Origin of the sequence: Xanthobacter autotrophicus (assembly GCF_029991245.1) — a bacterium.
Lineage (GTDB): Bacteria > Pseudomonadota > Alphaproteobacteria > Rhizobiales > Xanthobacteraceae > Xanthobacter > Xanthobacter autotrophicus_C.
Genome location: NZ_JAIVFO010000051.1, coordinates 1 through 17,444 on the forward strand (window position 1 = coordinate 1; position 17,444 = coordinate 17,444).

General features: G+C 67.9%; 14 protein-coding genes and 1 riboswitch. Of the genes, 7 read left to right on the top strand and 7 right to left on the bottom strand.

Annotated features, from left to right (window positions below; translation table 11 throughout):
- Window positions 1-155 precede the first annotated feature (155 nt).
- A complete protein-coding gene (locus K9U41_RS10700) occupies window positions 156-1,259 on the bottom strand; it encodes a putative urea ABC transporter substrate-binding protein (RefSeq protein WP_282640827.1) in 1,104 nt (367 codons plus the stop codon).
- Window positions 1,260-1,331: 72 nt separating this feature from the next.
- Window positions 1,332-1,442: riboswitch (guanidine-I (ykkC/yxkD leader) on the bottom strand.
- Between the two features lie 251 nt (window positions 1,443-1,693).
- Between K9U41_RS10700 and K9U41_RS10705 the strand changes: the two genes are divergently transcribed.
- Complete coding sequence (locus tag K9U41_RS10705; protein WP_282640828.1) at window positions 1,694-2,710, top strand: AI-2E family transporter; 1,017 nt, start codon at window positions 1,694-1,696, stop codon at window positions 2,708-2,710.
- A gap of 97 nt (window positions 2,711-2,807) precedes the next feature.
- Here K9U41_RS10705 and K9U41_RS10710 read toward each other — a convergent pair whose 3' ends face one another.
- The gene (locus tag K9U41_RS10710) at window positions 2,808-4,283 is read right to left on the bottom strand and encodes an alpha/beta hydrolase (RefSeq protein WP_282640829.1); all 1,476 of its coding nucleotides are present in this window, start codon (window positions 4,281-4,283) and stop codon (window positions 2,808-2,810) included.
- A 189-nt stretch (window positions 4,284-4,472) separates the two neighbouring features.
- On the opposite strand from K9U41_RS10710, the gene K9U41_RS10715 reads away from it, so the two are divergent.
- The 4 genes from K9U41_RS10715 (at window position 4,473) to K9U41_RS10730 (ending at window position 7,303) form a co-directional block, all read left to right on the top strand.
- Window positions 4,473-4,937, top strand: a complete 465-nt coding sequence (locus K9U41_RS10715) for a DUF2948 family protein (RefSeq protein WP_282640830.1) — start codon at window positions 4,473-4,475, stop codon at window positions 4,935-4,937.
- Between the two features lie 94 nt (window positions 4,938-5,031).
- Window positions 5,032-6,324 carry a histidinol dehydrogenase gene (gene hisD, locus K9U41_RS10720; protein WP_282640831.1) on the top strand — a complete coding sequence of 431 codons (1,293 nt, stop codon included), beginning with the start codon at window positions 5,032-5,034 and terminating at the stop codon, window positions 6,322-6,324.
- 16 nt (window positions 6,325-6,340) lie between these two features.
- Window positions 6,341-6,835 carry a UPF0262 family protein gene (locus K9U41_RS10725; protein WP_282640832.1) on the top strand — a complete coding sequence of 165 codons (495 nt, stop codon included), beginning with the start codon at window positions 6,341-6,343 and terminating at the stop codon, window positions 6,833-6,835.
- Between the two features lie 6 nt (window positions 6,836-6,841).
- Window positions 6,842-7,303, top strand: a complete 462-nt coding sequence (locus K9U41_RS10730; RefSeq protein WP_282640833.1) for a low molecular weight phosphatase family protein — start codon at window positions 6,842-6,844, stop codon at window positions 7,301-7,303.
- A 184-nt stretch (window positions 7,304-7,487) separates the two neighbouring features.
- Here the strand turns inward: K9U41_RS10730 and K9U41_RS10735 are convergent, their stop codons facing one another.
- Window positions 7,488-8,840, bottom strand: coding sequence for a GntP family permease (locus K9U41_RS10735; RefSeq protein ID WP_282640834.1), 1,353 nt, complete (start codon window positions 8,838-8,840; stop codon window positions 7,488-7,490).
- A 172-nt stretch (window positions 8,841-9,012) separates the two neighbouring features.
- A complete protein-coding gene (locus tag K9U41_RS10740) occupies window positions 9,013-9,585 on the bottom strand; it encodes a gluconokinase (RefSeq protein WP_282640835.1) in 573 nt (190 codons plus the stop codon).
- 243 nt (window positions 9,586-9,828) lie between these two features.
- Here K9U41_RS10740 and K9U41_RS10745 point away from each other — a divergent pair, with 243 nt between their 5' ends.
- Window positions 9,829-10,881 carry a LacI family DNA-binding transcriptional regulator gene (locus K9U41_RS10745; protein WP_282640836.1) on the top strand — a complete coding sequence of 351 codons (1,053 nt, stop codon included), beginning with the start codon at window positions 9,829-9,831 and terminating at the stop codon, window positions 10,879-10,881.
- A 94-nt stretch (window positions 10,882-10,975) separates the two neighbouring features.
- On the opposite strand, the gene rpoD is transcribed toward K9U41_RS10745, so the two are convergent.
- Window positions 10,976-12,976, bottom strand: a complete 2,001-nt coding sequence (gene rpoD / locus K9U41_RS10750; RefSeq protein ID WP_282640837.1) for an RNA polymerase sigma factor RpoD — start codon at window positions 12,974-12,976, stop codon at window positions 10,976-10,978.
- Between the two features lie 291 nt (window positions 12,977-13,267).
- The gene (gene dnaG, locus K9U41_RS10755; protein WP_282640838.1) at window positions 13,268-15,187 is read right to left on the bottom strand and encodes a DNA primase; all 1,920 of its coding nucleotides are present in this window, start codon (window positions 15,185-15,187) and stop codon (window positions 13,268-13,270) included.
- Window positions 15,188-15,499: 312 nt separating this feature from the next.
- Here dnaG and K9U41_RS10760 point away from each other — a divergent pair, with 312 nt between their 5' ends.
- Complete coding sequence (locus tag K9U41_RS10760; protein WP_282640839.1) at window positions 15,500-16,915, top strand: alanine/glycine:cation symporter family protein; 1,416 nt, start codon at window positions 15,500-15,502, stop codon at window positions 16,913-16,915.
- Window positions 16,916-16,978: 63 nt separating this feature from the next.
- Here K9U41_RS10760 and K9U41_RS10765 read toward each other — a convergent pair whose 3' ends face one another.
- Window positions 16,979-17,440, bottom strand: coding sequence for a GatB/YqeY domain-containing protein (locus K9U41_RS10765; protein ID WP_282640840.1), 462 nt, complete (start codon window positions 17,438-17,440; stop codon window positions 16,979-16,981).
- Window positions 17,441-17,444: the final 4 nt, after the last annotated feature.

The window sequence follows — 17,444 nt, forward strand, 5'->3', positions numbered from 1 at the left end:
GTCGGGGAGGGGGCGGTTCTCCGGACAAGGCGCGCCGTGTGGCAGGTGTCCCGGCGCGGTCTCGTCAAAGACGGGGAAAGGCGGCGGCAGGCCCCCTCCCAACCCTCCCCCGCAAGCGGGAGAGGGCTTCGGACGGACGGGGGGAGAAGAGACCCTCAGAGCTTGCCGTCGGCGGCGAGCGCCATCCAGGTATCGACGAAGCGGAACTTCACGTTCTTGGCGTCGCCCAGCACCTTGCCGTCGGCCAGCGCGATGCCCACCGCGTCGGCGGACTTGGCATTGGAGCCGAGCAGGTTTTTCTCGAACAGGAAGGTGCGCACCCGGTCCATGGTGGTGCCCACGGCGGGGGAGCGCACGAATGCCACCGCGTCCGACGCCTTGGCGAAGAGCTTGGTGGCGGCGAGCTGGCTGTCGAAGCCGGCGAGGTCCGAGCCGGAGGCCTTGCCCATGGCGGCCCGCGCTGCCTTGCCCGCCTCGGTGTCGGCGGTGAAGAGGGCCGTGGTCTCGTACCAGATGCCGGCCAGCGCCTTGCCGAAGTCGGGGTTGTCCTTGAGCGTGTCCGAGTTGGCGACCATGAGGTCCATGATCTCGCCGGGGATCTTGGATGAGTCGAACACGTTGTGGGCGGCCTTGTCGGCCAGGATCTCGGACACCAGCGGGTTCCAGGTGACCACGGAGGTCACGTCGCGGGTCTTGAAGGCGGCGACCATGTCGGCGTCGGAGGTGTTCACCACCTTCACGTCCCGCTCCTTGAGCTTGATGCTCTCAAGGGCGCGGGCGAGCAGGTAGTGGGAGACCGAGAACTCCACCAGGTTCACCTTCTGGCCCTTGATGGCCGAAAGCTCCTTCTTGCCCTTCAGGATCACGGCGTCGTTGCCGTTGGAGAAGTCGCCGACGATGACGGCGGTGGTGTCCACGCCGCCGGCGGCGGGCACGGAGAGGGCATCCATGTTGGTCACGGTGAGGGCGTCGAAGGCGCCGGCCGTGTACTGGTTGATGCTCTCCACATAGTCGTTGAACTGCACGACTTCGATCTTGATGCCGTATTTGTCGGCCCACTTCTTCACGATGCCGGCGTCGTTGGCGTAGCCCCACGGCATCCAGCCCACATAGATGGACCAGGCGACCTTGAAGTCTTTCTTGGGCGCGGCGGCGGCCGGCTGGGCGGCGAGGGCAAGGCCCACCACGGCGGCGGCGCCGAGGGTGCGGGCGGCGAAGGATTTCAGGCGCTGAGCTGAGAACGAGAACGCAGTGTGCATGTAATTCCCCTTCGTTTCGAACGATTGGGAACTGGCGGAAACCCAAGTGCCGCCAATTCCTTGGCCACTGAGGTCTCCCGGGCTTTTATCCCGCCGTGCACCCGCCCCGGATGTCTCCCGGAGCAGTGGCAGCTCTCGGACCAGCACATCCCGCAGGATGCCGGAACCCTAGCCACCAACTCGTCCTGCTATCAAGCAATGGGCGTGCCAAGCCATGATATTCATGAAATCAATGACTTGATGGCTACCCCTCGCGCCCCTGTGCGTTGGAGTCGTGCAGGTGCAGCCTAATATTTGATCATAAATGTCATTCTCTGTGCGCGTTGCATACATTGCCGCATCGTGGCGGCTCGCCCGTGCCCGGCTTCGTCCCCTCGCCATCCGGTTGCGCCTGAGGTATTCGGCGCAGGCCCGCTTTCGGGGAAGGATGCAGCATGAAGTTTCTGGTCGGTCTCGCCGCGGCGATCTTGGTCTTTGCCGCCCTCGATGTCGCGGACACCCTGATCGTGCCGGTGGCCTTCGCCGTATTCGTCATCGCCGTGGTCTACCCGCTCCAGGCCCTGCTGGAGACGCGCCTGCCCAAGCTGCTGGCGGTGTTGGCCACCCTCGTCATCACCCTGGCGGTGGTGGGCGGGGTGTCGTCCGTGGTGGTGTGGGGCTTCAGCCATGTGGCCACCTGGGTGTTCCAGAACACCGCCCGCTTCCAGGTGCTCTATGGCCAGGCCGCCACATGGCTGGAAGGGCACGGCTTCGTGCTGGCGGGCCTGTGGGCCGAGCATTTCGACGTGCGCTGGCTGCTGCGGGCGTTCCAGGATCTGTCGGGCCGCCTGCAGGGGCTGGCGAGCTTCCTTGTCTTCACCTTCGTCTATGTGCTGCTCGGCCTGCTGGAAGTGGATGCCATCAAGAGCCAGGTGCTGCGCCTCGGCCGCACCGGGCGCGCTCCTCACCTTCCTGCCGCTCTCGCGGATACGGCGGCCAAGCTGCAGAAATACATGGCGGTGCGCACCCTCATGAGCATCGCCACCGGCGCGGTGGTGTGGGTGTTCACGCTCACCGCCGGGCTGGAACTGGCGCTCGCCTGGGGCGCCATCGCCTTCGCCATGAACTACATCCCCTTCATCGGCCCGTTCGTGGCGACGCTGCTGCCGGCCCTGTTCGCCCTCGCCCAGTTCGAATCCTGGGAGATGGCGCTGTTCGTCTTCGCCTGCCTGAACGTGATCCAGTTCCTCTCCGGCTCCTATCTGGAGCCCCGTGTGGCCGGCAAGGCGCTGGCGGTGTCGCCGTTCCTGGTGCTGTTCTCGGTGTTCTTCTGGGCCTTCCTGTGGGGCATCGCCGGTGCCTTCATCGGCGTGCCGATCCTCATCGCCGTCCTCACCATCTGCGCCCACCATCCCGCGTCCCGCCATGTGGCGGAACTGCTCTCCGGCCAGACGGTCCCGGAGGAGGCGTGAACCCAAGCCGGCGCGGCGCTTGAGCGTATGCCCCAAAAGAGCCCGCGCGGCGCTTGAGCGTATGCCCCAAAGGAGCCGGCGCGGCGCCTGAGCGTCTTTACCGGGCGGGCGGCAGGCCGGCCGCCACCCGTTCGGAGAGGTAAGGAAAGAAGGGGTTGGAGGACATGCGCACCAGCATGTCCACCCCCACCACCAGCGACCCGAATTCCCCCCGCGCGGCAATGTCGCCGAGCCTGATGCCGAAGCTGTCGGCAAGGTCCGGCTCCAGCCCGTAGAGCCCGTCGGAGAGCGGGAACGGGATCGCCACATGGGACAGGGAATAGACATCCTCCGGATAGGTGACCGAGAGCGCGCGCCGGGTTTCCTCGGTGGCGTTGGCCGGGGTCTCGCGCACCTCCATGGCCTGCGTGGTGGTGGAGGCGTTGGCGATCACCGCGGTGCGGAAGCGGCGCGGGGCCGGCGGCAGCAGGCGGGAGAGGGCGGTGCCGGCATTGACCGTCAGCAGCTCCTCGAACTGTCCGCCGCGGTTGATGTCGAACAGCACCAGCTCGCTGCCATTGTCGTCGAGGCGGGCATGCAGCTCGTCGATCACCGCGCGGGTGCTCACCGTGTGGTCCAGCACCGACTGGAAGGTCAGCACCGGGGCGAGGCCGGAGAGCCGCCCGGAGCGCGAATGGCGGGTGATGTTCTCCTGCAGCGCCTGCGTCAGGAGGAAGGACTCGCGCGCGGCATGCACCGGGAATGAATTGTATTTGAAGGGGTTGAACTCGGGGATCAGGCTCAGCCACGCCGCCTTGGCGAAGGCGGGGAAGATGGCCGGCAGGCCGGCGAGGCCGGCAAAGCGCGCGAACTCCGTCACCCCCACCATGGGCGACATCAGCACGATGCGGGACGGCGCCACCAGGGAGGGATCATCCAGCGCGTCCAGCGCATGCATGAGCGCCAGCGCCCCGCCGTTGGAATAGCCGACGATATGCACGGGCTTGTCCGGCCCCACGCGGCGGCGCGCCTCGCGCATGGCAAGGCGGGTGGCGGCGATCCAGTCCTCGTAATCGGTCTCGGTGAGGGCGCCGGGAACGGTGCCGTGGCCCGGCAGGCGCAGCACGATGGCGATGAAGCCGTGATCGGCATAGAGCTTGGCCAGATGACGGTGGCTGTAGGGCGAATCGGTGAGGCCGTGCAGGAACACCGCCGCCCCCTCCGGCGCGCCGTTCGGTTCCAGCACGAAGGTGCGGTTGAAATCCTGGGCGAAGCGGCCGGGATAGATGGGGCTGGCGTCAAAGTAGCGGTTAAAGCGCACGCGCCCGGAGGGGTCGAGCTTCTGCGTCACCTCGGCGTGCACGGCGGCGAACGCCTTGTCCTCGGCCTGGAGGTATTGGGCAAGGTCGGCCGTCGCCAGTTCGCCGAGGCTGAGTTCCGGCGGCACCAAAGTGTGCCACGGCTCCAGCGGCGGACCGCGCTGGCTGTCCACGGCCCGCACCACGAAGATGGTGAGGATGACGGCGGCCACCAGCAGGGCGAACAGCTTCACCGCGCGCTTGGAACCCCGCCACAGCGGGCCGAAAATCCTCATGGTGCCGTCATCCCCCTGCCGCCCGCGCCGGCGCAGGCAAGCTATAAGTCGCCGGGACGCCATGGCAAAGGCGAAGCATCGGGTTTCACCTTCCCGCGGAGCCGTGGCGCATCCGAACGGCACCCTCGCCCCTTGAAGGCCGGGGGCGTGATGGCTATCTGCGCTGTATGCCAGAAAGGCAGTATCGCCATGGAAAATCTGAAGCTCATCGCCCTCGACGACGAGGATCTCGCCATTTTTTCCGCCCATCTCCAGGATGCGGTGGTGAAGACGGTCGACATGGGGTTCCTGCCGCGCCTGCAGCGCTTCGCCATGGTGCTGAACCGCTTCGACTGGGACCAGCAGGTCTGCGCCAACGAGACCGTGCGCCGGCGCACCGGCCTGCATTTCGAGCGGGTGCGCGACGTGAAGTGCCGCAACATGGAGGAGGCGCGCCGCACCGGCGTGCTCAATCTCCTCGCCGTCACCTTCATCCCCGGGGAGACGCCCTCGGGCTTCGTGCTGCTCACCTTCTCCGGCGGCGCGGAAGTGCGGCTTGAGGTGGAGTGCATCGAGGCCGGCATGCGGGACCTCGGGCCCGCCTGGGGTTGCACCCACGCGCCCCGGCATCCGGTGCCCGAAGAGGTGCCGGAACCCAAGGGCACCGCCGCTTGAGCGGAGCCGCAAAGGCGCCGGCGCGACACGCTGCCGGCGCGGCACGGTGACCGCGGGGCTTCCCTCGCGGGCGAACCTGCTCTAGCAAGGCGGCATGCCGATCCGCCTCATCACCGAACAACCCGATTTTCCCGAGCGTTTCACCACCTTCCTCGGCTCCAAGCGCGAGGCCTCGGTGGACGTGCAGGAACAGGTGGCCACCATCATCGCCGACGTGCGCGCGCGGGGCGATGAGGCCCTCATCGATCTGTCGCGCACCTTCGACCGGGTGGACCTGGCAAAGCTGGGCCTGCGCGTGAGCGACGCGGAGCTGGACGCGGCCCTCGCCTCCATCCCGGACGAGACCCGCGAGGCGCTTGTCTTCGCCAAGACGCGCATCGAATCCCATCACGCCCGGCAGAAGCCGGCGGACGACACCTATCGCGATGCCGCCGGCGTGGTGCTGGGCCATCGCTGGACCAGCGTGGATGCGGTGGGGCTCTATGTGCCCGGCGGCACGGCGGCCTATCCCTCGTCCGTGCTGATGAATGCGGTGCCGGCGCAGGTCGCGGGCGTTCTGCGCATCGTCATGGTGGTGCCGGCCCCCGATGGCGAGATCGCGCCTTTGGTGCTGGCGGCGGCGCGCCTTGCCGGCGTGCACGAGGTCTATCGCGTGGGCGGTGCCCAGGCGGTGGCGGCGCTGGCCTATGGCACCGGGACCATCCAGCCGGTGGACAAGATCGTCGGCCCCGGCAACGCCTATGTGGCGGCGGCCAAGCGGCAGGTGTTCGGCCAGGTGGGCATCGACATGGTGGCCGGCCCCTCCGAGGTGCTGATCCTCGCCGACGGGGACGCCAGCGCCGACTGGATCGCCGCCGACCTGCTCGCCCAGGCCGAGCACGACACCGCAGCCCAGTCCATCCTCATCACCGATTCGCCCGAACTGGCGGACCAGGTGGAGAAGGCGGTGGAGGGCATGCTGGCCACCCTGCCGCGCGTGGCCATCGCCTCGGCCTCGTGGCGCGACCATGGTGCCATCATCCTGGTGCCGGACCTGGCCTCGGCGATCCCGCTGGTGGACCGCATCGCACCCGAGCACCTGGAGATCCACGCCGCCAATGCGGACGAGCTTGCGGCCAAGGTGCGGCATGCGGGGGCGATCTTCGTCGGCGCCTTCACGCCGGAAGCCATCGGCGATTATGTGGGCGGCACCAACCACGTGTTGCCCACCGCCCGCTCGGCGCGCTTCTCCTCGGGCCTGTCCGTGCTCGACTTCATGAAGCGCACCTCGATCCTGAAGCTCGATGCCGGCGCGCTGGAGCAGCTCGGGCCGGCTGCCGTCCGCCTTGCGGCGGTGGAGCGTCTGGATGCCCACGGGCGGTCTGTCTCCATCCGCACCAACAGATGATCGGAAGGACGTGGCGATGAGCGACAAGCCGGATGCCCGCCCGTCGGCCCGCCTCAGCGCGGTCACGCTCGACGACGCCTCCATCGGCCATTCCAGCGCCGACATCGATCACGAGCGCGCCACCGCCATCTGGGACCTCATCGAGGACAACACCTTCGCCCCGTGCAACGATCCGGGGGAGGGGCCCTATGCGCTGCATATCTCGCTCATGGAAAGCCGGCTGGTGCTGGACATCAAGCGCGAGGGCGGCGAGCAGGTGGTGCAGCACCACCTCTCCCTCACCCCCTTCCGCAAGGTGGTGAAGGATTATTTCCTGGTCTGCGAGAGCTATTACAACGCCATCCGCTCCGCGTCGCCGAGCCAGATCGAGGCCATCGACATGGGCCGGCGCGGGCTCCACAACGAGGGCTCGACGCTGCTGCGCGAGCGTCTCGACGGCAAGGTGGAACTGGATTTCGACACCGCGCGGCGCCTGTTCACGCTCATCTGTGCCCTGCACTGGAAAGGCTGAGCGACCATGGAGCCCCCTGCGGCACCCCAGCGCTCTGCGCGGCCGCAATCGGTTCTCTTCATGTGCGGGCAGAACGTGGTGCGCTCGGTGATGGCGCAGGCGTTGGCCAAGCACCTGTTCGGCAAGTCCATCTATGTGGCTTCGGCCGGCGTCATCGCCGGCGATGTGGACCCCTTCGTCACCGCGGTGCTGGACGAAATCGGCCTCGACGTGAAGAAGCATCGGCCGCAGAGCGTGGAGGACCTTGAGGAATACGAGGGCCTCAGCTTCGACCTCGCCATCACCCTCTCGCCGGACGCCCACCACCGCGCGCTGGAACTGACCCGCACCAACGCCCTGGGCGTGGAATATTGGCCCACGCCCGATCCGTCGCGGGAGGCCGGCAACCGCGAGCAGCGCCTCGACGCCTACCGCGCCGTACGCGACGAACTGGACCAGCGCATCCGCGCCCGCTTCCGCCAGCCCTGAAGCCCAGCCCGCGCGGCGCTTGAGCGAGACGATCCCGGATGCGCAGCATCCTCGGGATCGCGCCCAGCCCGCGCGGCGCCTGAGCGAAGACGATCCCGGATGCGGGGCATCCTCGGGATCGCAAGAAAACCACGCCCGCCGCCGGACGTGGGGAAGCGGCGGCGGGCGCGCTGTCGCGGGGGAGCTACACCACCAGCGACAGAAGCATGATGAGGCCGAGGGCGACCACGGACAGGATCGTCTCCATGGCGGTCCAGGTCTTGAAGGTTTCTTCCACCGTCATGTTGAAATACTGCTTCACCAGCCAGAAGCCGGCGTCGTTGACATGGGAGAGCACCACCGAGCCGGCGCCGGTGGCCAGCACCAGCAGCTCGCGGTTGACCCCGGGGGTGAGCGCGAGGACCGGAGCGACGATGCCGGCCCCGGTGATGGTCGCCACCGTGGCGGAGCCGGTGGCCACGCGGATCACCGCGGCCACCAGCCAGGCGAGCAGGATGGGGTTCACGTGGGCCTGCACCGCCATGTGGCCGATGACATCGCCCACCCCGCTCGCCACCAGCATCTGCTTGAAGCCGCCGCCCGCGCCGACGATGAGGATGATGCCCGCCACCGGCAGCAGGCTGTCGTTGAGATGCTTGCCGATGACCTCGCGGGAGAAGCCGCGGGCGCTGCCGAAGGTGTAGAGCGACAGCAGCAGAGCGGCGAGCAGGGCGGTGATGGGGTGGCCGATGAGGTCCAGCCAGGAGCGCACCGGATGGCCGGCGGCGAAGGTCACGTCGGCGAAGGCCTTCAGCAGCATCAGCACCACCGGCAGCAGGATGGTGGCGAGGGTGACGCCGAAGCCGGGCAGGGTGTGGGTGCGGGTATCCTGCACGAACTGGGCGACCAGTTCCGGCGAGGCGTGGCCGGGAATGCGCCTTGAAATGAACGCGCCGAACATGGGGCCGGCGATGGCGGCGGCGGGAAGGCCGACGATGAGGCCGTAGAAGATGGTCTTGCCGATATCGGCGCCGAACACGCCCACCGCCAGCAGCGGGCCGGGATGGGGCGGCACCAGGCCATGCACCGCCGAGAGGCCCGCCAAGAGCGAGATGCCCACCTTCACCAGGGACACGCCGGTGCGGCTTGCCACCACGAAGACCAGGGGGATGAGCAGCACGAAGCCGATCTCGAAGAACAGCGGAATGCCCACCAGGAACGCGGCGAGCATGATGGCCCAATGCACGCGCTGCTTGCCGAAGGCGTCGATGAGGGTCTGGGCGATCTGGTCCGCGCCGCCCGATTCGGCCATGAGCTTGCCCAGCATGGTGCCAAGGCCCAGCACGATGCCGACGAAGCCGAGCACGCCGCCGAAGCCGTCCTGGAACGACTTCATGATGAGGTCCACCGGCATGCCGGAGCTGAGGCCCAGGAAGCCCGCGGCCAGGATCAGCGCCACGAACGGGTGAACCTTGAAGCGGGTGATGAGGACGATGAGGCCGATGATGGTCACCGCCGCGTCGACCAGTAGAAATGTGTCCTTGCTCATGCCCAGCATGGGTTCCTCGCAATGGTCTTCAAGATCAGTGGAAAAATACCGCCCGCAGGTCCGCTCGCCCCGGCATGCGGGAGGTGAGGACGCTCAGCTGACGCAGGGTGAGATAGCGCTATCTTGCGGGCGCGAGCCGTGGCGCGCGCCAGCGATCCCGGATTGGGGCGGGGGGAGGGGGTTAGACGGTCTGCTGATGAAGAGTGGAACCTGGGACCTGCTGCGCGTCCGCGGCCAGCGCCACAGGGACGCGCCACCATGCCACCACCTGGTCGGCCATCTCGGACAGGGGGCGCGTGGCGTCGAGGGTGAGGGTCAGGGCCTCCGCGGAGGGGCGCTCCAGCGCCGCGAACTGGCTGTCGATCAGGCTGGCGGGCATGAAGTGCCCGGGTCGCTCGGCCACCCGGCGGGCCGCCATTTCCCGTGTCAGATCAAGGAAGACGAAGCCGAGGCGTGGGACCGCGGCGCGCAGGGCGTCGCGATATTTCAGCTTCAGCGCCGAGCAGGTGAGAACCGGTGCCGCGCCCTCACTGAGGGTGCGCGCCATCTCCTCGCCGAGGCGCGCCAGCCATCCGGCGCGGTCGTCGTCGTCGAGGGGAATGCCAGCCGACATCTTGGCGATGTTGCCGGCGGGATGGAAGCTGTCGCCTTCGATCAGGCGCACGCCGGCAAGCTCGGCGACGGCCGCGCCGACGCTGCTCTTGCCGCAGCCCGAAACCCCCATCACCACCAGGGCTGCAATGCTGTCGCCCATCTCCGTCTCCCCCGCGCCCCCTGGGCGGTGTCGCGCGCTTCGTAAGATAGCGCTGTCTTTGATGGCCGGAAGCATAGCTGCCATGCGTCCTCGGGCCATTGACCTTAAATCGAGTACGTCCTTAACTTCCAACGACATAGCGCTCCCCTTCCTGTGGAGCGCGCAAGTTTCTTGCTTGATGCCGTCAAGATAGCGTTATCTTATGCGCTGTCGGCAGCGGCTATCAAGCGGAAAAACGCGTCCATGTCCCAACGGTCTTCGAGCGGATCGTCCGGTGGCTCCTCCCGTGGGTCGCGTGCCAGCGGTCGCCCCACCCTTGCCGAGCTGGCCCGGATCGCCGGCGTCTCGCCGATCACCGCGTCACGTGCGCTGCGGGGCATCGCAAGCGTCGATCCAGATCTGGCAAAGCGGGTGCGGGAGGCGGCGGCGGCGCTCAATTATGTGGCCAATCCGGCTGCACGTACCCTGGCTTCCGCCCACAGCGATGCGGTGGCGGTGCTCATTCCCTCCCTCTCCAACCTGCTCTTCATCGACACGCTGGAGGCGATCCACGACGTGCTCATGCCGCGCGGCCTGGAGGTGCTGATCGGCAATTTCCACTATTCGCCGGAAGAGGAGGAGAAGCTTGTCCGCAACTATCTGGCCTACCAGCCGCGCGGCATCCTGCTGACCGGTCTGGAGCAGACGCCGGCCACGCGCAGCCTGCTGAAGGCGAGCGGCATTCCCGTCGTCTACATGATGGAGCTGAGCCGGGAGACGGGGCTTCACAGCGTCGGCTTCTCGCAGGAGGAGTCCGGCGCGGCGGTGGCCCGTCACCTGCTGGCCCGGGGGCGGCGTCATCTGGCCTATGTGGCCGCCCAGCTTGATCCGCGCGCGCTGGAACGCGGGCTCGGCTTCCAGCGGGTGCTGGCGGGGCAGCGCGAGGTGCGGCCCCCGGTGTGGCTCTCGGTGCCCGAGCCGTCGTCGGTGGCCCTCGGCGGTGAGCTGTTCGTGCGCCTTCTGGACGCCTATCCCGACATCGACGGCATCTTCTTCTGCAACGACGATCTCGCCCAGGGCGCCATCTTCGAGGCAACGCGACGGCAGATCCCCATTCCCGGCCGGGTCGCCGTGGTGGGCTTCAACGACCTGCCGCTCTCGGCCCACATGGCGCCGCGCCTCACCTCCATCCGCACTCCGCGGGCCAGGGTGGGGGAGGCGGCGGCGCACCGGCTCGTGGATCTCATGGACGGCGACTGCCGCGCCGAGCCGGCCATCGATCTGGGCTTCGAACTGATCGAGCGCGAGAGCAGCTGAGGCAGGCCTTGGAGGTGCCGGCGCGCTAAAAGAAAACGCTCCAAAAGAAAAGGCGACCCTTGGGCCGCCTTTTCCGATCAGATATGCCGCCCGCTCAATTGTCGAGGAACGACCGCAGCTTGCGCGAGCGCGAGGGGTGCTTGAGCTTGCGCAGCGCCTTCGCCTCGATCTGGCGGATACGCTCGCGGGTCACCGAGAACTGCTGGCCCACCTCTTCCAGCGTGTGGTCCGTGTTCATGCCGATGCCGAAGCGCATGCGCAGAACCCGCTCCTCGCGCGGCGTGAGCGAGGCCAGCACCCGCGTCGTGGTCTCGCGAAGATTGCTCTGGATCGCCGCGTCGATGGGCAGGATGGCGTTCTTGTCCTCGATGAAGTCGCCCAGGTGCGAATCCTCCTCGTCGCCGATGGGCGTTTCGAGGGAGATGGGCTCCTTGGCGATCTTCAGCACCTTGCGCACCTTCTCCAACGGCATGCCGAGCTTCTCGGCCAACTCCTCCGGAGTGGGCTCGCGGCCGATCTCGTGCAGCATCTGCCGGCTCGTGCGCACGATCTTGTTGATCGTCTCGATCATGTGCACGGGGATGCGGATGGTCCGCGCCTGATCGGCGATGGACCTTGTGATGGCCTGCCGGATCCACCAGGTGGCATAGGTGGAGAACTTGTAGCCGCGCCGGTACTCGAACTTGTCCACCGCCTTCATCAGGCCGATGTTGCCCTCCTGGATCAGGTCCAGGAACTGCAGGCCGCGGTTGGTGTACTTCTTGGCGATGGAGATGACGAGGCGCAGGTTGGCCTCCACCATTTCCTTCTTGGCCTGGCGGGCTTCCTTCTCGCCCTTCTGCACCATCTGCACGATCTTGCGGAACTCGGCGATCTCCAGCCCGGTCTCGGTGGCCAGCGCGTGGATGTCGCCGCGGATCTCGTGGATGGTATCCTTCTCGTGGCCGACGAAGCCCTTCCAGCCCTTGGTGCCGAGCTTGGACACGCGCAGCACCCACTTGGGGTCCAGCTCCGCGCCCATGTAGTTCTTCAGGAAGTCGTCGCGGGTCACGCCATAGCTGTCGGCGAGGCGCAGCAGGCGCCCCTCCAGCCCGACGAGACGCTTGTTGATCTCGTAGAGCTGCTCCACCAGGGCGTCGATGCGGGCCTGGTTGAGGGACAGGCTCTTCACGTCGCCGACAAGGTCTTCCTTCAGCTTCTTCGCCTTGCGCTCCTGCGCCGGCGAAAGCGTCTCGTTCTTCAGCTTGGATTCGACGTTCTGGTCCTGCAGGCGCCGCAGCTTGGTGTAGGAGGAGGCGATGCGGTCGAAGGTTTCCAGCACCTTCGGCTTGATCTCCGCTTCCATGGCGGCGAGCGACATGGAGTTCTCCATGTCGTCGTCGTCACCCTCGGGACCGGGGGCGTCGCCCAGCAGGCCGTCCTCGCCCGCCTCGGGGGCCAGGGCGGCCTCCTCGCCGAGGGCTGCGGGCGGGTTCTTGCCCTCGGGGCCGGCGTAGGTGGCCTCGAGGTCGATGATGTCGCGCAGCAGGACGCGGCCTTCGGTGAGTTCGTCGCGCCAGATGATGATGGCCTGGAACGTCAGCGGGCTCTCGCACAGGCCGGCGATCATGGCCTCGCGGCCGGCCTCGATGCGCTTGGCGATGGCGATTTCGCCCTCGCGGGAGAGCAGCTCCACCGAGCCCATCTCGCGCAGGTACATGCGCACCGGATCGTCGGTGCGCTCGGCGGGCTCGGACTTGGTCTCGGAACGCGCGACGGCGCGCGGGGCCGGCTCGGTCAGCTCGCCGCCCTCGGCCTCCTCGGGCTCCTCGGCGGTCTCGGTTTCCTCAGCGCCCTCCTCGGCCTCGGCTTCCTCGGCCTCGATGACGTTGATGCCCATGTCGTTGAGCATGGCGAGGGTGTCCTCGATCTGCTCGGAGGTGACTTCCTCGGAAGGCATCACCTCATTGAGCTGCTCGTAGGTCACATAGCCCCGGCGCTTGGCATTCTTGATCATCTTCCGGACGGCGGCGTCGGAGAGGTCGAGCAACGGCCCGTCGGGCGCGTCGGTCTCCTTCTCGGGAGCCTCGGTCGCTTCGGAAGACTGCTTCGCCATGGACTTCTCCTGCGGATCCTGCTGAGTGCCAACAGCAGAACGGCGGCGCGGCGCCTCGGCCGTGCCACCTTTTGCCTTTGCGCCCGGGAGCGGCTTTTTTGACGCCATCCCGTTAAACCAGCCTGAACGCACTTCCAACCCCTATGGTTGATGCGTTAGGCTCCCTTTCATTCCAATTCGCTCACCGACATGGCCACCATGGGGCCGACGACCGGATCGCGAGAAAGAGTGCCGTAGCCCACCTTTGAACCCCGCCTGTTCCAGGACATCCGTTCCAGGAGCACGGCGGGTTCAAAGGGAGCGCACTGCACTCCGGCCGGATGACGCACCAAAGCCTTCCACCAGTGCCTCGGTTCCGTCCAGCGCCGAAAGGCGCTCGCGGACGTCCCGAAGCCAGGCAAAATTGGCTTCACTGGGATCTTCCCCCAGGCTGCGCTCGGCCTCCTTCAACTCTCTAGATAGCGCGTGGGCCTTGCGATGCAAGGCCGTGCGCTGATGCCACCAGAGCCGGACATCGCTGGAAGCGGTGTCTGGATATGCCGGCCAATCGTGCCGGGGGTTGGCGAATGCCTTCACCCGGCGGGTGAGGGCGTCGATATCCGCCTGCCCCAGGCGCTCGGCCAGGGCCTCGGCATCGGCACCTTCGAGGTGGGCGTCGATCAGGATGCGGCGCAGGCGATCCGCCTCCGGGTTGGCCAGCGGCAGGCTTGCCACGTCCTCATCCGCTTCGTCCAGCAGGAAAGTGTGATTTATGAGGCAGAACAGCAGCAGCGCCTCGTTGCGCGGCAGGGTCGCCATGGGCCCGCGCACCAGCGCGCTGCGCGCGATCTCGGTGCCGCGCGGTACCAGAGGCGGGGGCAGGGACGCGCCGCGGCGGCCGCCGGACGGCTGCCAGCCCTCCTTCCAGCCCTCCCGCCGGACCCGGGCCGGCGCGCGATCCTGCGGGGAAACCAGGGCGTTGAAGCGGCTGAGCAATTCCTGGCGGTAGTGCTTGCGCACCGTCTCGTCGGCGATGGCGGAGACCACCTCGCCGAGGCGGGCCTCCAGGCCGGCGCGGCGCTCCGGCGTGTCGAGGGTGGCGGTCTCGCTCTCGCGCGCCCACAATTCCGCCACCAGGGGCCGCGCCTGGGCGAGCACCGCTTCCATGGCCTCGCGGCCGGAGCGGCGGATGAGGTCGTCGGGGTCCTGGCCGTCCGGCAGGGTGGCGAAGGCGAGGCTGCGGCCGGCCTTGAGGTGCGGCAGGGCGAGGTCGATGGCGCGATGGGCGGCGCGGCGGCCGGCCTTGTCGCCGTCGAACAGCAGCAGGGGCTCTTCCGACATGCGCCAGAGCAATTGCAATTGCTCCTCGGTCAGCGCCGTGCCCAGCGGGGCCACGGTGGCGCCGAAGCCGGCCTCGGCCATGGCGATCACGTCCACATAGCCTTCCACCGCGATCACCCGCGCCCCCGACTGGGCGGCGGTGCGGGCGGCGGCGCCGTTATAGAGCAGCGATCCCTTGTGGAAGAGCACCGTTTCCGGGGAATTGAGGTATTTCGCCGGAACATCCTTCTCCAGCGCCCGCCCGCCAAAGCCGACGATGCGGCCCTTGAGGTCGGTGATGGGGAACATGACCCGGTCGCGGAAGCGGTCGTAGGGCACGGGGATGTCGTCGCCGGCGATCAGCAGGCCGGCTTCCACCATGTCCTCCACCGGCACGCCGGCCTTGCCCAGGGCCTCCTTCAGGCGGAAGCGCTCGCCGGCGGCATAGCCGAGGCCGAATCGCTTCTGGGTGGCGGCGCCCAGCTCCCGGTCGGCAAGGTAGCCCCGCGCCTTGGCGCCGAGGCGCGATTGCAGCGTCTCCTCGAAATGCCGGGCGGCCAGCGCCATGACCTCGAACAGGGTGTGGCGGCGGCGCTCCTTGGCGGCGGCCTCGGGGGTCTCCTGCGGCAGCGGCAGGCCGGCCATGGACGCGAGCCGCTCCACCGCCTCGCCGAAGGGCACGCCCTCCGTCTCCATCAGGAAGTCGAACACGTCGCCGTGCTTGCCGGAGGAGAAGCAGTGGTAGAAGCCCTTCTGGTCGTTGACGAAGAAGGACGGCGTCTTCTCAGCATTGAAGGGGGAGAGGCCGGCGAACTCGCGCCCCTGCTTCTTCAGCTTGACGCGCCGGCCCACCACCTCCGACACGGGAAGGCGGGCACGGATCTCGTCGAGGAAGGCGGGCGGGAAGCGCATATGGCCTGGTCTGTGCCTCGTCGGTCGGATCGTCGGCGGGTGGTCGCGGCGATGGCGCGTGAGGCCGCCGTAGCCACATCACGGGCGCCGCAGGACACGGCCTGCAACAGTGGGAGGCAGACCCTCGCTTGTAAAGCGCTGCGTGTTCGGGGGGCAGAACGAGACTGCAGCCTGGGAGGGGAATCCTCGCTATCCACATCACGGCATGACGTGGCGGCGCAGGGCGCTCCGCTGCCGATCCCTGTGGACCCCATGGCCACCCGCCGCTAGCTTGACCGGTGCACGGTGGCGTTGCACGGGGCGGGGGGCGCAATGGACGCACTGATCGATTTCCTGAACACGGTGTTCTGGGGTTACATCCTCATCTACGGCCTGCTGGCGGTGGGCGTGTATTTCACCTTCCGCCTGCGCCTCATCCAGATCCTGCATTTTCCGGAGATGCTGCGCTCCGTGCTGCGGTCGGATGCCACCGACAAGTCCGGCATCACGCCCTTTCAGGCCCTGTGCACCTCGCTCGCCTCGCGGGTGGGCACCGGCAACATCGCCGGCGTCGCCGTGGCGCTCACCCTTGGCGGGCCCGGCGCCATCTTCTGGATGTGGGTGGTGGCGGCCCTCGGCATGGCCACCGCCTTTGCCGAGAGCACCCTCGCCCAGCTCTACAAGGTGAAGGATGATCAGGGCCGCTATCGCGGCGGTCCCGCCTTCTACATCGCGCGGGGGCTGAAGGCGCCGTGGGCCGGCGGGGTGTTCTCGGTCTGCCTCATCCTCTCCTTCGGCCTGGTCTTCAATGCCGTGCAGGCCAATTCCATCGCCGACGCCATGCAGGGCGCTTTCGGCGTGCCCAAGCTCGGCACCGGCCTCGTCATTGCTGCGCTGTCGGGGGTCATCATCTTCGGCGGCATCGCCGCCATCGCGCGCACCGCCGAACTGGTGGTGCCGTTCATGGCGCTGGCCTATGTGGCCCTCGCGCTCTACGCGCTCGTGACCCATCTCGGCGCGGTTCCGGGCATGCTGGCCCATATCGTCGGCAGCGCCTTCGGCCTTGAGCCCGCCGCGGGCGGCGTCTCGGGGGCGGTGGCCGCGGCCATGCTCAACGGAGTGAAGCGCGGCCTGTTCTCCAACGAGGCCGGCATGGGCAGCGCGCCCAACATCGCCGCCGTGGCGACGCCCGATCCGCACCATCCCGTGAGCCAGGGCTTCGTGCAGTCGCTGGGCGTGTTCATCGACACCATCGTCATCTGCACCGCCACCGCGCTGCTCATCCTGCTGTCGGGCGTGGAGCTGGGGACGCTGACCGGAACGCAGCTCACCCAGGCGGCGCTGGAGGCCCATGTGGGCGGGCTGGGACGCTATTTCGTCGCCATCGCCATCTTCTTCTTCGCCTTCACCTCCATCATCGGCAACTATTCCTACGCGGAGAATGCGCTGGTGTTCCTCGGCCACGGCCATGTGTCCGGAGTGGTGCTCCTGCGCTTGGCCGTGCTCGCCATGGTGGTGTGGGGCGCGGTGCAGAGCGTCGCCACCGTGTTCAACGCGGCCGACGCCTCCATGGGGCTCATGGCCTCCATCAACCTCGTGGCCATCGTGCTGTTGTCGGGCACGGTGGTGCGGCTGGCGCAGGACTATCTCGCCAAGCGCAAGGCCGGCGTGGAGCCTGTCTTCATCGCCGCGGACATGCCGGACCTGCCGCCGGGCGTGGACGGCGAGATCTGGACGCGCCGGGGCTGACCGGGCTCGTGACTTCGGGGAAGAGCGGCGGAAGCCGGCGGGCGACACCCGCCGGCGAACGGCTCAGCCGGCGGCGGTGAGGGCTTCCTTCACCCAGCTGGAGGCCTTGCCGAAGTCGATGGCGCCGGCGTGGCGCTCCTTCAGCACCGCCATGGTGCGGCCCATGTCCTTGATGCCCTTGGCCTCGATCTCCGCGATCACGGCCTTGATGGCGGCGCGGGTGTCGGCTTCCGAGAGCTGCTGCGGCAGGAAGGCCTGGATATAGGTGATTTCCTCGCGCTCCTGCTCGGCGAGTTCGGGGCGGGCGTTCTCCTCGTAGATCCTGGCGCTTTCCTCGCGCTGCTTGACCATCTTGGCCAGCAGGGCGCGCAGCTCGTCGTCGGTGAGGGGGTCCTTGCCGTGGCCGCGCTGCTCGATGTCGCGGTCCTTGAGCGCGGCGTTGATCAGCCGGAGCGTGCCGGTGCGGCGCTTGTCCTGGGCCTTCAGCGACTCTTTAAGCGCCGTGTTGATGTCATCGCGAAGCACGGAA

Bases quoted from the DNA above. Each gene is read 5' to 3' on its own strand.
- dnaG (WP_282640838.1), bottom strand. From the start codon at position 15,187: ATGCGCTTCCCGCCCGCCTTCCTCGACGAGATCCGTGCCCGCCTTCCC.
- K9U41_RS10730 (WP_282640833.1), top strand. From the start codon at position 6,842: ATGGAGCCCCCTGCGGCACCCCAGCGCTCTGCGCGGCCGCAATCGGTT.
- K9U41_RS10705 (WP_282640828.1), top strand. From the start codon at position 1,694: ATGAAGTTTCTGGTCGGTCTCGCCGCGGCGATCTTGGTCTTTGCCGCC.
- K9U41_RS10725 (WP_282640832.1), top strand. From the start codon at position 6,341: ATGAGCGACAAGCCGGATGCCCGCCCGTCGGCCCGCCTCAGCGCGGTC.
- K9U41_RS10740 (WP_282640835.1), bottom strand. From the start codon at position 9,585: ATGGGCGACAGCATTGCAGCCCTGGTGGTGATGGGGGTTTCGGGCTGC.
- K9U41_RS10735 (WP_282640834.1), bottom strand. From the start codon at position 8,840: ATGCTGGGCATGAGCAAGGACACATTTCTACTGGTCGACGCGGCGGTG.
- K9U41_RS10700 (WP_282640827.1), bottom strand. From the start codon at position 1,259: ATGCACACTGCGTTCTCGTTCTCAGCTCAGCGCCTGAAATCCTTCGCC.
- hisD (WP_282640831.1), top strand. From the start codon at position 5,032: ATGCCGATCCGCCTCATCACCGAACAACCCGATTTTCCCGAGCGTTTC.
- K9U41_RS10715 (WP_282640830.1), top strand. From the start codon at position 4,473: ATGGAAAATCTGAAGCTCATCGCCCTCGACGACGAGGATCTCGCCATT.
- K9U41_RS10745 (WP_282640836.1), top strand. From the start codon at position 9,829: ATGTCCCAACGGTCTTCGAGCGGATCGTCCGGTGGCTCCTCCCGTGGG.
- K9U41_RS10710 (WP_282640829.1), bottom strand. From the start codon at position 4,283: ATGAGGATTTTCGGCCCGCTGTGGCGGGGTTCCAAGCGCGCGGTGAAG.
- rpoD (WP_282640837.1), bottom strand. From the start codon at position 12,976: ATGGCGAAGCAGTCTTCCGAAGCGACCGAGGCTCCCGAGAAGGAGACC.
- K9U41_RS10760 (WP_282640839.1), top strand. From the start codon at position 15,500: ATGGACGCACTGATCGATTTCCTGAACACGGTGTTCTGGGGTTACATC.